At 46.8% G+C, this 13,835-nt stretch carries 12 protein-coding genes; 2 read left to right on the forward strand and 10 right to left on the reverse strand.

All coding sequences use genetic code 11. The annotated features are described in order from the left end of the window. Positions 1–17 precede the first annotated feature (17 nt). A complete protein-coding gene (prsR, locus tag N3Z11_RS05555; RefSeq protein ID WP_260656165.1) occupies positions 18–1,412 on the forward strand; it encodes a PEP-CTERM-box response regulator transcription factor in 1,395 nt (464 codons plus the stop codon). Between the two features lie 195 nt (positions 1,413–1,607). On the opposite strand, the gene N3Z11_RS05560 is transcribed toward prsR, so the two are convergent. The 10 genes from N3Z11_RS05560 to tkt form a co-directional block, all read right to left on the reverse strand. Further along, positions 1,608–2,864, reverse strand: coding sequence for a tetratricopeptide repeat protein (locus N3Z11_RS05560; protein WP_260656166.1), 1,257 nt, complete (start codon positions 2,862–2,864; stop codon positions 1,608–1,610). A 2-nt stretch (positions 2,865–2,866) separates the two neighbouring features. Further along, positions 2,867–3,487, reverse strand: a complete 621-nt coding sequence (locus N3Z11_RS05565) for an energy transducer TonB (protein WP_260656167.1) — start codon at positions 3,485–3,487, stop codon at positions 2,867–2,869. A 1-nt stretch (position 3,488) separates the two neighbouring features. Next, positions 3,489–3,890, reverse strand: a complete 402-nt coding sequence (locus tag N3Z11_RS05570; protein WP_260656168.1) for an ExbD/TolR family protein — start codon at positions 3,888–3,890, stop codon at positions 3,489–3,491. Positions 3,891–3,903: 13 nt separating this feature from the next. Next, entirely contained in the window at positions 3,904–4,428 is a 525-nt protein-coding gene (locus N3Z11_RS05575; protein ID WP_260656169.1) for a MotA/TolQ/ExbB proton channel family protein, read from the reverse strand. Further along, on the reverse strand, positions 4,428–5,792 hold the full coding sequence (locus N3Z11_RS05580; RefSeq protein WP_260656170.1) for a MotA/TolQ/ExbB proton channel family protein: 1,365 nt from the start codon (positions 5,790–5,792) through the stop codon (positions 4,428–4,430). Before N3Z11_RS05580 ends, N3Z11_RS05575 begins: the two co-directional genes overlap by 1 nt. Before the next feature lie 6 nt (positions 5,793–5,798). Beyond that, positions 5,799–6,572, reverse strand: a complete 774-nt coding sequence (locus tag N3Z11_RS05585; RefSeq protein ID WP_260656171.1) for a DUF3450 domain-containing protein — start codon at positions 6,570–6,572, stop codon at positions 5,799–5,801. A 238-nt stretch (positions 6,573–6,810) separates the two neighbouring features. Beyond that, complete coding sequence (gene fba / locus N3Z11_RS05590; RefSeq protein WP_260656172.1) at positions 6,811–7,875, reverse strand: class II fructose-bisphosphate aldolase; 1,065 nt, start codon at positions 7,873–7,875, stop codon at positions 6,811–6,813. A gap of 120 nt (positions 7,876–7,995) precedes the next feature. Beyond that, positions 7,996–9,177, reverse strand: coding sequence for a phosphoglycerate kinase (locus N3Z11_RS05595; protein WP_260656173.1), 1,182 nt, complete (start codon positions 9,175–9,177; stop codon positions 7,996–7,998). Continuing rightward, positions 9,164–10,216, reverse strand: coding sequence for an erythrose-4-phosphate dehydrogenase (epd, locus tag N3Z11_RS05600; protein WP_260656174.1), 1,053 nt, complete (start codon positions 10,214–10,216; stop codon positions 9,164–9,166). The genes N3Z11_RS05595 and epd overlap by 14 nt, the downstream gene beginning before the upstream one ends. Before the next feature lie 57 nt (positions 10,217–10,273). Next, positions 10,274–12,271, reverse strand: a complete 1,998-nt coding sequence (gene tkt, locus N3Z11_RS05605; RefSeq protein WP_260656175.1) for a transketolase — start codon at positions 12,269–12,271, stop codon at positions 10,274–10,276. 339 nt (positions 12,272–12,610) lie between these two features. Here tkt and metK point away from each other — a divergent pair, with 339 nt between their 5' ends. Beyond that, positions 12,611–13,762: a methionine adenosyltransferase gene (gene metK / locus N3Z11_RS05610; RefSeq protein ID WP_260656176.1), complete on the forward strand. Its 1,152-nt coding sequence runs from the start codon at positions 12,611–12,613 to the stop codon at positions 13,760–13,762. Positions 13,763–13,835 lie beyond the last annotated feature (73 nt).

Below are 13,835 nucleotides of genomic sequence, written 5' to 3' on the forward strand. Positions count from 1 at the left end.
TTTACACGGAACGTGATATGAAAACATTGTTAGCTATTGATGACGACCTGGGTATTCAAAAACAATTAAAATGGAGTTTAACTGACTACGAAGTTGTATTTGCCGATGACCGTGTATCTGCACTGCAACAAGTGCGTCGCTACGAACCTGCCGTGGTTACACTGGATTTGGGGTTGCCACCGGATCCAACCAATGCTTCAGAAGGTCTGGCCTGCCTGACTGAAATTCTGCAGCACAATCCGGATACAAAAGTTATTGTAATTACCGGCAGCACCGATACAGAACATGCGCTACAGGCTGTTGCACTTGGCGCTTACGATTATTATCAAAAACCTATTGATGTTGATGTTTTAAATATCATTGTTGGCCGTGCATTTCGCCTTGCTGAACTGGAAGCAGAAAACCGGGCACTGAAAGCGGCAAACTACAAAAGTCAGGATATTATCGGCAACAGTGAAGCCATTCAAAAAGCCTGCCGGATGGTTGAAAAAATTGCACCTACCGAAATTACCACTTTGTTACTAGGTGAAAGTGGCACCGGCAAAGAAGTGTTTGCCCGTTCTATTCACAAACAAAGCCCCAGAGCTAGCAAACCTTTTGTTGCCATCAACTGTGCTTCAATCCCGGATAACCTGCTGGAAAGTGAACTCTTTGGTTATGAAAAAGGCGCTTTTACCGGTGCACACAAAACTACACTAGGCAAAATCGAAACCGCCAATGGCGGCACCTTGATGCTCGATGAAATTGGCGATATGCCACTTGCACTTCAAGCCAAAATGTTACGCTTTTTACAGGAGCGGGTTATTGAACGTGTAGGCGGGCGCAACGAAATTGAAGTTGATGTTCGTGTCATTTGTGCAACACACCGTAATCTGGCGGAAATGGTTGCGGAGCAAAGTTTCCGTGAAGACTTGTTCTACCGTGTCAGTGAAATCACCTTAAACATCCCGCCACTGCGTAGCAGAGGACAGGACATTATCGTTATTGCAAAATCGCTATTGCAGAAGTTCAATAACGAATTTAATACTAATATTCAAGGTTTTACAGAAGATGCCATTAACGCCATGTTAGGCCATCGCTGGCCCGGCAATATTCGTGAATTACAGAATAAATTAAAATCCGCTGTCATTATGGCTGACAACAAATTTATCAGTGCTGAAGATCTAGGCTTGCAGGCAGATGTTGATGGCAAATTCGCCCCTTTAACTTTAAGAAAAGTGCGTGAGCAAGCTGAAACACAGGCTATACGTCATGCCTACAACTTATCCAACGGTAACTTGTCTAAAACTGCTGATTTGCTTGGTGTAACCCGCCCTACTTTGTATGCGCTGATTGATAAGTACAAGATGCTGGACCTGCGTAGTTCGCTCGGTGATAGTGATACTTCGTTACCAAATACCGAAGAGCTTTGAGGCCGGCGGAAATTACCGCTTTATTCACTCCAGAACGTGGCATTGTCAGATGTTGTATGGGAATGCCACTACATAACCTTTTATTTGTTCTACATACATTGAAGCCAGCATGATGCTAATCACCACCTCCACCTTAGCTGGTACAAAGTCGAACATAAAAAAACCCGCCGAAGCGGGTTTTTATTATTAAGCATCTTACAGAGTAATGCCCTTTTTACTGGCCCTTTCTCTGATGTAAGGACCCCAGCTGTTGGCAACTTTCTCTTGTCCGTTGGCACGAGCCAACTCAACATGACGGTAAGCTTCTTTCAGCTTGGCCTGGTAGAAATATGCTTCGATCAGAGCGGTATGCACCTTACCCTTATCTTTCACACCAACTTCCAGAGCTTTCTGCAGTGCTGTAATAGCCTCTGGTTGTTTACCAGCCATTAGATAAGACAGACCTTGGCGACGGTAAAATTCACCGTCGTTTTCCATCTTAGCTATTTCACCGTAGTAAAAAGCGGCTTTATCAAAGTCACGGGATGAATTGTAAGAACTCGCGATACTACTCAGTACGCTACGATCTTTCTTCACTAACCCAGCTTTCATATGCTTTTCAAGCAATGCTGCGGCACGGTGTGGAATGTTATTGTTGTTGTACAGGTTAGCCAACAACTTAATTTCATTCTCAGTCTTCAGATAACCTTGCTTATAAGCCAGATCTACAGCGGCAAGAGCCTTACCGTATTGTTCATCCAGGTTATAAAAATTACCTAACTGCACCCACCACTGCTTATCATCCGGGAATACAACAACCATGGTCTCAAGCACTTCGATCGCTTTTTTGATCTGCTTGTTTTCATAGTATGCACCCAGCTTCATGATGTAAGGATCCTTTTTCGGAGTCTTCATCAGAGCAATAGCAGCATCTGCCGGAGCAATAACTTTGTTGTATTGCTTCATTTCGTAATAACAGTTGGCAATACGCATATAAACATCTGGGTTGGTTTCACCAGTGAAATCCATCCATTTGTTATAGTTGTTTAATGCTTCCTGATATTTCTTTGCACCTAAGTTCAGGTCGGCAATAGTACGGTAAAGCTGTGCCTGGTCGTTAAAGCTTAGTACGTCAAGTTTTGCGGCGTCTGTCAGCATTTTCAGCGATTTTGCAGGGTCTTTTTCCGCGTACAACGTGCCTAAAAACTTATATAAATATGCTTTATCGAAGGCAGCTGTTGGTTCAATACCACTCAATACCGCGATGGCTTCAGAAATTTGGTCTGCACTGTAGAGCTCATAAGCTTTACCTATTGCTTTACCAACTTTTTCACCAACGGCTTGAGATTTCCTTGCTTTTCGTTCAGCTATTTTTGCCGGATCCGGCGCTGCATAAGCTGAGTTGATAGGCAATGAAATCGCACCAATCGTTGCAAATACAACCAAAGCTGACGTCAGTTTATTCAATTTCATGATTAACCCCCAGCTTGATCAAGATTGAAATCAAGTTGTACTTTTTGGCCTGTCTGCTTCAAAGCTTTACCGTTTTCAATCTTCGGTGAATATTTCCAACGCTTCAGCGCACGTATAGCTTCACGGTCAAATACACGTTTAGGTTGAGCATCGATAACTTCGATTTCATCAACACTACCGTCTTCCATAATTGAAAAACGTAACTGTACCCAACCGTTAATGCCATCACGAGCAGCCTGAACCGGATATTTGGGTTCAATACGTACTATTGGTGTTGCATCACCATCACGCATCATCGCTGCTGACGGATCACCTAAACCAGTGCTGACACCACCAACATCTACAGTAGGAGCATTAAAGCCAATGCTGCTTGAATCGTTCGTATTTGATTCAGATACGATTTGCTGCTTCGGCGGCTCTGGCGGCGGCGGCGGCGGCGGTGGCGGCACCCGCGTCCGCGTCTGAGCTTTTGACTCAGGCGGCTGCGAGTTTATCTCAATAACGATATTATCCTTTTTAGCATTGGTGAATGTACCATCCCCACCTACAAGGAATGCCATCAATACGTACAGGAAAAACGTTATTACCGCACCAATAATAAGTGAAAGTAATAACCTTGCCATATTACTTATTCTCCGCTGCGATCGAGATTTTATCGATACCAGCTATCTTGATCTGATCCATTACAGAAACCACAACACCATGCTTCGCTTCTTTGTCAGCCTGGATGATGACAGTGTCTGTTGGTGATTCAGCAAGCAGCTTTTCGATAGTAGCGCCAACACGTTCTACATCAACAGCACGTTTATCTAACCAAATTTCACCGTTCGCACGGATTGCAACGAAAATAGTTGCAGATGGTTTCGATTGTTGTTTTGTTGCTTTCGGACGGTTTACGTCAATACCAGCTTCTTTCACGAACGATGTAGTTACAATGAAGAAGATCAGCATGATGAATACAACGTCCAGCATTGGCGTTAAGTCAATTGCTGCCTCTTCGGCTTCACGTTTAGTTCTACGTGCCATAAATTACTCTCTATCAATGATGCGGCAAGCTGTCAGTCAATTCATGAACTGCTGACTTGACTTTACCTTCCAATTTGGACGTTACAAATACGCCAGATAATGCTGCAACCATACCGGCCATAGTCGGGATTGTTGCCATAGAAATACCTGCCGCCATCAGTCTTGGGTTACCGGTACCTTGCACCGCCATAATTTCGAATACGGCGATCATACCGGTTACGGTGCCTAACAAACCAACCATCGGACATACTGCAACCAAAGTTTTGATTACATTTACCCTTTCATTCAGTTTGGTCGACGCCTCTGAAACCCACGCATCACGAATTTTATGCGCATACCATGAGGTTGTATCACTTCGTGCATTCCAGTCTGCGATGATTCTGTCACGCAATACCGGATATTCACGAGTGATAAACCAAAAGCGCTCAATGATTAAAACCCACATCACAAAGAGCACAAAGGCGACAACATAAAGAACATCGCCGCCGGTAGCGATAAAATCCCTGACAGATTCCCAAAGCTCTATCAGGCTATGCATTACGCTTTCTCCTTCTCCGCATGAGCAGCGATGATACCAGCGCTTTGCTCATCCAGAATGTGCAGGACTGAGTTTGATTTAGTTTGTAACATAGAGTGGATAAACAGCAACGGCAGAGCACATAACAGACCTTGTACAGTTGTTACTAACGCCATTGAAATCTGACCAGCCATGATTTTCGGGTCGCCAGTTCCGTACAGAGTAATTACCTGGAACGCACCGATCATACCGATAACTGTACCTAACAGACCCAGTAATGGACCTACCGCAGCGATCAGTTTGATAATGCCGATACCTTTTTCGATAGACGGAGTTTCACGCATGATAGCTTCGTCAAGTTTCAGCTCTAAGTTTTCAACGTCAGCAGACTTGTTGTCGTGGTAAACCTTCAGGATACGACCCAGCGGGTTGTTTGTATTTGGATTTGACAGGTTCTTCAGCTGAGCATTGATTTTTGAAGAAGCTGATGTCAGAGCTAAGTAGCGAACAGCACTGATTAACAGACCGATAATCAGTAATGCAGTGATTACATAACCTGGCACGCCACCTTGGTGGAACTGTTCAGACAATGTAGCTTCTTGTGTCTTCAGACGTAATAAAGCACCACCAGTTGGGTCCACATAAACCGGAGTAACCTGGCCAGCTGGCGCCGAAGCGAAGTTCTGAGATGCAGACAGGATGTGTGAGTCTGGTTGTTTTGCCAGCGGCTGCATTTCTTTAGTGTCAGCGTTATAAACCAGATAACCGTTGTCAGAAATCAGGTTAAATGAACCAACACGAACAACATTAGCTGTTGCTTTGTTACCGTCTAAAGAAACAACTTCGCCTGAGAACTTAGAAACTTTAGCAGACTCAGTCATTTCAGTTTGCAGAGCAATCCACAGCTCTTCTAACTCATTGATTGTTGGCAGCTCTTTTGCTACAGATAATTTCTGCAGTAATTCTTCACGGCCTTTGTACTGAGCACTGATGTTTGAAGTTGCGATAGCACCGATAGTTTCAGTGGCTGAACCACGAACGATACCGAACATCTCACCTAAAGTACCCTGAGCTGTTTGCAACTCTTGTTCTTTAGCGGCTAGTTTGCCTTCATTGTCAGCAAACTGCTGAGTTAAAGATTTGCCACGGGCTTCTTCTGCAGCAAAAGCAGCTTTTGCTTTGTTTAACAGAGCTTGTTTGTCAGCACGGTCAGACAAAAACTCTTGTTCGCGAGCCTGGTCAATTTTACCTTCAGACAAACGATCTTTTTTAACCTGCTCTAACAGCTGATCTAATTTCGCAGTATCTGCAGCAGCAGTTAAACACACGCCAGCAGACATAGTCATCGCAGCTGCAATTACTAAACCTTTAAACACTTTCTTCATTTATTCTTACTCCGCTGCTAACACTGGAAGTTTTAACAATTCTGGGGCAGCTTGTTTGCCAGCTACACGAATCGCAAACTTGGTAGATTCCAGGTATTCCTGACCCAGAGCTTCCCACTGACCTGATGCTTTGTTGAACATCCAGGCTTGTTTTTCGTCCAGAGATTGAGCTAAAAGCGCTACACGACCTACGTATACGTAGTTCACAGTTAATTCATTGCCATCAACTGTCAGTTTGTCAGTGTAAGTAACCAGTGAAGTACCCAGGTCTTTTTCGATTTGGTAAGCTTCCAGAACCAGTCGGTACATTTCTGACGTGTTCATCGCTGAGTTGCCCATGTAATCACGCAGGCGCTGCACGCGAGCTAAGCGATTTGTCTGGTCAATCGGCATATCGGCTTTGATGAAAGCTTCCAGTGTATCCACCATTTTGTACATTAATGGCACGATACCTTGTTTGGTACCTTCAATAGTACCAATTTGCTTGTCTAAAGAAGCCAGCGTCTCATTTTGATCAGCAACCAGTTTAGCAACGTGGTCGTTGTAAACTTTCAGGTTCTCGGTTTGTTCAACCAGAGCACGGTAATCAGCCAGCAGTTCCTGCGACTGATCATAAATATTGTTGATTTTTTCTTGTGACTGAGCAGAAGCATTTGCGGTTTGTGCGTGTGCTTTTTGCAGCTCAGCCAAAGTAGTTGCTGACGCAACTCCACTTACGAGAGTGAAGGCACCAACGAATGCTGATGCGATCAGACTTTTACGGATGTTATTGTTAGACATAGTTCCCAACCAATAATTGCTGATTAACGTAACCTGTATAGTGAAGGTCTGTTTTGTAATAAAACATGACCTGGTTAGAGGGTAAACCGCCCGCATCATTGCAGCAAAACCTAGGGTTGTCAATATAACGGCAACCCCGTTCGCAAATGTTTTGCAACAAATTCCGCTTGCATTTTTACCCTGAATTACTGTTTAAATATTTGCGTATTAAATTTTAAACAGTCATTCATTTTTCCGCTTATTTAATGTTCGGCGTTAGTTTCCCCGACTCATATAACTTCACCATTTTCTCTAAAGAAATGGCTTTGATTTTTGACGCCTGCCCAGCTGCCCCAAAGGCCTGGTAGCGATCTTTACAAATTTCTGTCATTGCGACGACAGAAGCCTGCAAATACTTGCGCGGATCAAACTCGGCCGGATGCTGCGCCATAAAACGGCGGATTGCACCGGTAGAAGCTAAACGTAAATCAGTATCGATGTTGATTTTACGGACGCCATGTTTGATCCCTTCCTGAATTTGTTCCACCGGAACACCATAAGTTTCCGGAATTTTGCCACCAAACTCGTTAATAACTGCCAGCCACTCCTGTGGCACCGAGCTAGAGCCATGCATTACCAGGTGGGTGTCCGGAATGCGGGCGTGAATTTCTTTAATCCGGTCAATGGCCAGAATATCACCTGTCGGTGGACGGCTGAATTTGTATGCACCGTGTGAAGTGCCACAGGCAATGGCTAAAGCATCGACACCTGTTGCTTTAACAAACTGCGCAGCTTCTTCCGGATCGGTCAGCATCTGGTCGTGGCTTAACACACAATCGGCACCAATACCGTCTTCTTCACCGGCAGCACCTGTTTCCAGACTGCCAAGGCAACCTAACTCCCCTTCCACTGACACACCACCAGCGTGCGCCATTTCAACCACACGACGGGTTACATCAACGTTATATGCATAATCTGTGGGTGTTTTACCGTCAGTGCCCAGCGAGCCGTCCATCATCACAGATGAAAAACCAAGTTGAATGGCCTGTAAACAGATGGCCGGCGAAGTACCGTGATCCTGGTGCATCACCACAGGAATATGCGGAAACTCTTCAATTGCAGCCAAAATCAGATGGCGTAAAAATGGTGCTCCGGCATATTTGCGGGCACCGGCAGAAGCCTGCACAATCACCGGACTGTCGGTGGCATCGGCTGCCATCATAATGGCACGCATCTGTTCGAGGTTGTTGACGTTAAAGGCTGGTACTGCGTAACCAAATTCTGCCGCATGATCCAGCATCTGACGTAACGATATTAAAGCCATAGTTGTCTCTCTTTACTGTAGGGTAACAGGTGATGCAGCAGCCCAAAGGTCTTTGTCTTTGAAAAGTGCCAGCTATTTCTGGTCATAATGTTTGAGCTGCCAATTGTATTATCAAAGTTTTTACACAGTTTTTGCGCGTTGCTCAAGGATTTCAACAGCAGGCAACACCTTGCCTTCTAAAAACTCGAGGAAAGCACCGCCACCGGTTGAAATATACGAAATTTGATCTGCAACACCATATTTATCAATGGCCGCCAGAGTGTCACCACCACCGGCAATTGAAAAAGCATTACTTTGTGCAATAGCTTCGGCTATTGCTTTAGTGCCGGCAGCAAACTGGTCAAATTCAAATACACCCACAGGGCCATTCCAGACGATAGTGCCAGCCGTTTTCAGAATATCAACCAGTGCAGCTGTACTGTCCGGGCCTATATCAAAAATCATGTCATCAGCGGCCACAGCGCTGACTGGTTTTAACACAGCCACGGCATCTTCACTAAAGGCTTTGCCTGTCACCACATCTGTTGGCACAGGAATATTACCGCCATTGGCCTTAGCCGCCGCCATCAGGCGTTGAGCTTCCGGAATTAAATCATTTTCGCACAAGGACTTACCTACGTTAGCGCCTGTTGCAGCAATAAAAGTATTGGCAATGCCACCACCAACCACCAGTTGGTCAACCACAGTTGATAACGACTCAAGCACAGTCAGTTTAGTCGAAACTTTAGAACCGCCAACAATAGCGACTAATGGTCGTTTTGGATTTTTCAGCGCTGCAGCCAAAGCGTCAAGTTCAGCTGCCAGTAACGGGCCGGCACATGCAATAGGCGCAAAACGCGCTACACCATGAGTGGTGGCCTGAGCACGGTGCGCTGTACCAAATGCATCCATCACAAAAACATCACACAAAGCCGCCAGCTTACGCGACAGTGCTTCGTCGTTTTTGCCTTCGCCTTTGTTAAAACGCACGTTTTCAAACACCACCACTTCGCCATCAGCCAGTTCAATACCGTTCAGGTAGTCAGCAGCTAAACGCACAGGCGCTTTTAAGGCGGATTTTAGATAATCAACTACCGGCTGCATGGAAAACTCAGCGTCGTACACACCTTCTTCAGGTCGCCCCAGGTGAGAACACACCATCACCTTAGCACCTTTGGCCAGTGCCAGCTCGATGGTTGGTAAAGCTGCACGCAGGCGTGCATCAGAGGTTACTTTGCCGTTTTTCACCGGCACATTCAGATCTTCCCGGATCAGCACGCGTTTACCGGCTAAATCCAGGTCGGCCATCTTAATTACTGACATGACAAACTCCTTGTGAAAAATGGGTAGATTCTGATTGCATCATGGCGATGGCGGTGTCGATCATCCGATTGGCGAAACCCCACTCGTTGTCACACCACACCAGACACTTGACCAGTCTTTTATGACTGACTCTGGTCTGCGAGCCATCCACAATGCAGGAATGAGGATCGTGATTAAAATCGACCGACACCAAAGGCTCTTCGGTGTAGTCAAGAATTTGCGGTAATAGCTGCTGTTTGGCTTTTTGCAAAGCGGCGTTTACAGCGGCAACAGTGACGTCCTGATGCAATGTGACGCTTAAATCCATTGCCGTGACATTCAGGGTTGGCACCCGTACCGCTATGGCTTCAAAACGACCAGCCAGATGCGGCATGATGCGTTCAATCCCCCGGGCAAGTTTGGTATCCACCGGGATAATCGACTGACTGGCGGCTCTGGTGCGACGTAAATCCGGGTGATAAGCGTCTATAACTTGCTGATCGTGCATCGAAGCATGAATAGTGGTGATAGTGCCACTTTCAACGCCAAAGGCATCATCAAGCACGCTCAGCACCGGCACTATGCAATTGGTGGTGCAGGAACCAGCCGAAACCACCCGCATGGTTGGCGTCAGCTGCTGATGATTCACCCCGAATATGACAGTGGCATCGATATCCTGCCCTGCCGGATGTGAAAACAACACTTTTTTAGCACCAGCTGTTAAATGCAGCATAGCGTCGGCACGACTGGAAAAAACACCGGTACATTCAAGCACAACATCAATATTAAGCTTGGCCCAGGGCAAATCAGCCGGGTTTTCCTTGTGGAATAAAGCTATCGGCTCGCCGGCAACCAGTAAACTCTGGTTTTGCAGTTCGACCGGGAAGTGAAAACGACCATGGGAGCTATCAAATTTGAGCAAATGCGCCATACCGCGTGCGTCTGCCAGTTCATTAATGGCGACCACCCGGATCTGTTGCTCCAGCTTATTTTCATAAATGGCCCGCAATATATTGCGGCCAATACGGCCAAAACCGTTGATTGCAACTCGAATTGTCATGCTGTTCCGAAATTCAGTTAAAGCAAAGGGGCAAAAAGCCCCTTTTATTGGTTGGGATTAACCCAATAACTCTTCGGCTGCAGCCAGTACTTTGGCAGTGGTAATGCCAAAATACTCAAACAGCTGCTCGGCTGGCGCAGACTCACCAAAACCTGTCATGCCAATAATTTTACCGTTCAGACCAACGTACTTGTACCAGCTGTCGACAATACCGGCTTCAACAGCAACTCTTTTGGTCACTGCAGATGGCAGTACGGCTTCGCGGTAAGCGGCATCCTGAGCTTCAAACACATCAGTTGACGGCATCGACACCACACGCACTTTTTTACCTTTGGCAGATAACTGTGATGCTGCTTGTACTGCCAGCTCCACTTCTGAACCTGTGGCGATAATAATCAGCTCAGGCGTGCCGGCACAATCGACCAACACATAACCACCACGGCGGATATTCGCCAGCTGCTCTGATGTTCGCGGCTGCTGCACCAGATTCTGCCGGGTGAAAATTAACGTGGTTGGGCCTTCGGTGCGCTCTATAGCTGCTTGCCATGCCACCGCGGATTCCACCTGGTCACACGGACGCCAGTTCATCAGGTTTGGTGTAACACGAAGTGAAGCCAATTGCTCAACCGGCTGGTGGGTCGGGCCATCTTCACCCAAACCAATTGAATCGTGGGTGTACACAAAAATCACCCGTTGTTTCATTAAAGCGGCCATGCGCACTGCATTACGGGCGTATTCCATAAACATCAGGAAAGTAGCGCCGTAAGGGATAAAACCACCGTGCAGTGCAATACCATTCATAATGGCGGACATACCAAATTCACGCACACCGTAATACAGGTAGTTACCACTGGCGTCTTCATTGCTGACACCTTTGCTGCCTGACCAGAGTGTCAGGTTAGAACCTGCTAAATCAGCAGAACCACCCAGCATTTCCGGCAATAAAGGACCAAAAGCGTTTAACGCATTCTGTGATGCTTTACGGCTGGCAATCACTGCTGGGGTAGCCTGCAGCTGCGCAATATAAGCGTCTGATTTTTCGCGCCAGTCCGCTGGTAATTCACCGGCTAAACGGCGGGATAACTCTGCGGCCAGCTCAGGATACGCGGCTGCATAAGCGGCAAATTGTTGTTGCCAGCTTTGTTGTGTGGCAGCACCTTTGGCTTTGGCGCTCCAGCCTTCATAGATGTCGGCCGGAATGTCGAATGGCGCATGTTCCCACTGTAAAAACTCACGGGAGGCGGCAATTTCGGCATCACCCAATGGAGCGCCATGGCAGTCGTGGCTACCGGATTTATTCGGTGAACCATAACCAATAATGGTTTTACAGCAGATTAAGGTTGGTTTGTCAGTGACAGCACGGGCTTCATCAATCGCAGCACGAATTGCTTCTGAATCATGACCATCAACGTTACGCACCACATGCCAGCCATAAGCTTCAAACCGGGCCGGCGTGTCATCGGTAAACCAGCCTTCCACATGGCCGTCAATCGAAATGCCGTTGTCATCCCAGAACGCAACCAGTTTGCCAAGACCCAGAGTACCGGCCAAAGAACAGGCCTCATGGGACACGCCTTCCATTAAACAGCCGTCACCTAAAAAGGTGTAAGTGTAATGATTCACAATGGCATGACCAGGGCGGTTAAATTGTGCTGCCAGTGCTTTTTCAGCAATCGCCATACCCACGGCATTGGTAATACCCTGACCTAAAGGCCCTGTAGTGGTTTCTACGCCTGGCGCATAACCATACTCAGGGTGACCCGGGGTTTTGGAATGTAACTGACGGAACTGTTTTAAGTCGTCAATAGATAAATCGTACCCTGATAAATGCAGCAGAGAATACAACAGCATTGAACCGTGGCCATTAGAGAGGATAAATCGGTCACGATTAGGCCAGCCCGGATCCTGTGGATTGTGGTTTAAATAATCCCGCCACAATACTTCGGCGATATCCGCCATGCCCATAGGTGCACCAGGGTGACCCGATTTGGCTTTTTGTACTGCGTCCATGCTCAGGGCACGGATGGCGTTGGCGAGTTGTTTACGAGATGGCATTGTCACTCCTGCTACTATTGTCAGATCATTATCCGGATATGGTGTTCTTCACGCAGTGTTGCTCTGACGGCAAATAATTGTGCTGCGCTGCTTTTTTACATGGTGGCATTAGTTCGGCGGTATTTTCCCAGAGCCACTGGCTGTTGGCAAATTTTAATCTTCAAACAGCAGTTTATTCGCAATACTTTTGATCCGGTTTTGCAATAACGCGTATAGTGACAGCATGAAAGACGTCCGGGCGGCAGAAAATGCTGGCAATGGCATTTTACTTTCTCTAGAATACGCAGCCCAAAATTCCAGCGCCTGGCGCATTAACAACCAACTTGTGGAACACGTTACATGGCACAACACATTTTTACCTCTGAATCTGTTTCTGAAGGACATCCGGATAAAATCGCTGACCAGATTTCTGACGCGGTACTGGACGCCATTCTGGAGCAAGATCCAAAAGCCCGTGTCGCCTGCGAAACTTTCGTTAAGACCGGTATGGTGCTGGTTGGCGGTGAAATCACAACTTCGGCCTGGGTAGATATTGAAGAATTAACCCGCAGCACAATCCGTGACATCGGTTATGTGCATTCTGACATGGGCTTTGATGCCAATTCATGCGCTGTGTTAAGCGCTATTGGTAAACAATCGCCTGATATTAACCAGGGTGTTGATAAAAAAGACCCTCGTGATCAGGGCGCCGGTGACCAGGGTTTAATGTTTGGTTATGCCAGCAATGAAACTGACGTTTTAATGCCAGCACCTATTACCTATTCTCACCGTTTAGTGCAGCAGCAGGCCAAAGTGCGTAAAGATGGCACCCTGCCATGGTTACGTCCTGATGCTAAATCTCAGCTGTCTTTTATTTATGAAAACGGCAAGCCTGTTGGTATTGATGCAGTGGTTCTGTCAACGCAGCACTGCGACACTATCTCTACGCCGGATTTACGTGAAGCTGTGATGGAGCACATCATTAAGCCTGTACTGCCAGCTGAATGGTTAAGCAAAAACACCAAGTTTTTTATTAACCCGACAGGTCGTTTTGTCATCGGCGGTCCTATGGGCGACTGTGGTTTAACAGGCCGTAAAATCATCGTTGACAGCTACGGTGGTATGGCTCGTCACGGTGGTGGAGCTTTCTCTGGTAAAGATCCATCAAAAGTAGACCGTTCAGCCGCTTACGCTGCCCGTTATGTGGCAAAAAACATTGTGGCTGCAGGCCTTGCCGAACGCTGTGAGATTCAGGTTTCTTACGCCATTGGTGTCGCTGAACCTACTTCTATCAGTCTGGAGACTTTTGGCACCAGTAAGCTTGAAGAGCATCAGTTAATTGCGCTGATCCGTCGTCATTTTGACCTGCGTCCTTATGGCCTGATTGAAATGCTGCAACTGGAGCGCCCAATTTACCGTGCGACTGCTGCTTATGGTCACTTTGGCCGTAACGAGTTCCCGTGGGAACAAACAGATAAAGCGCAAGCGCTGCGCGCGGACGCTGGTCTGTAATCAACCGCACTTTGTTGCTTTGATAAAAAAGGAGAGCTCAGGCTCTCCTTTTTATTAAGCTGGTTTATTCGCC

This window comes from Rheinheimera sp. 4Y26 (assembly GCF_025245835.1).
In the GTDB taxonomy this organism is placed as follows: Bacteria; Pseudomonadota; Gammaproteobacteria; order Enterobacterales; family Alteromonadaceae; genus Pararheinheimera.

Bases quoted from the DNA above. Each gene is read 5' to 3' on its own strand.
- prsR (WP_260656165.1), top strand. From the start codon at position 18: ATGAAAACATTGTTAGCTATTGATGACGACCTGGGTATTCAAAAACAA.
- N3Z11_RS05560 (WP_260656166.1), bottom strand. From the start codon at position 2,864: ATGAAATTGAATAAACTGACGTCAGCTTTGGTTGTATTTGCAACGATT.
- N3Z11_RS05565 (WP_260656167.1), bottom strand. From the start codon at position 3,487: ATGGCAAGGTTATTACTTTCACTTATTATTGGTGCGGTAATAACGTTT.
- N3Z11_RS05570 (WP_260656168.1), bottom strand. From the start codon at position 3,890: ATGGCACGTAGAACTAAACGTGAAGCCGAAGAGGCAGCAATTGACTTA.
- N3Z11_RS05575 (WP_260656169.1), bottom strand. From the start codon at position 4,428: ATGCATAGCCTGATAGAGCTTTGGGAATCTGTCAGGGATTTTATCGCT.
- N3Z11_RS05580 (WP_260656170.1), bottom strand. From the start codon at position 5,792: ATGAAGAAAGTGTTTAAAGGTTTAGTAATTGCAGCTGCGATGACTATG.
- N3Z11_RS05585 (WP_260656171.1), bottom strand. From the start codon at position 6,572: ATGTCTAACAATAACATCCGTAAAAGTCTGATCGCATCAGCATTCGTT.
- fba (WP_260656172.1), bottom strand. From the start codon at position 7,875: ATGGCTTTAATATCGTTACGTCAGATGCTGGATCATGCGGCAGAATTT.
- N3Z11_RS05595 (WP_260656173.1), bottom strand. From the start codon at position 9,177: ATGTCAGTAATTAAGATGGCCGACCTGGATTTAGCCGGTAAACGCGTG.
- epd (WP_260656174.1), bottom strand. From the start codon at position 10,216: ATGACAATTCGAGTTGCAATCAACGGTTTTGGCCGTATTGGCCGCAAT.
- tkt (WP_260656175.1), bottom strand. From the start codon at position 12,271: ATGCCATCTCGTAAACAACTCGCCAACGCCATCCGTGCCCTGAGCATG.
- metK (WP_260656176.1), top strand. From the start codon at position 12,611: ATGGCACAACACATTTTTACCTCTGAATCTGTTTCTGAAGGACATCCG.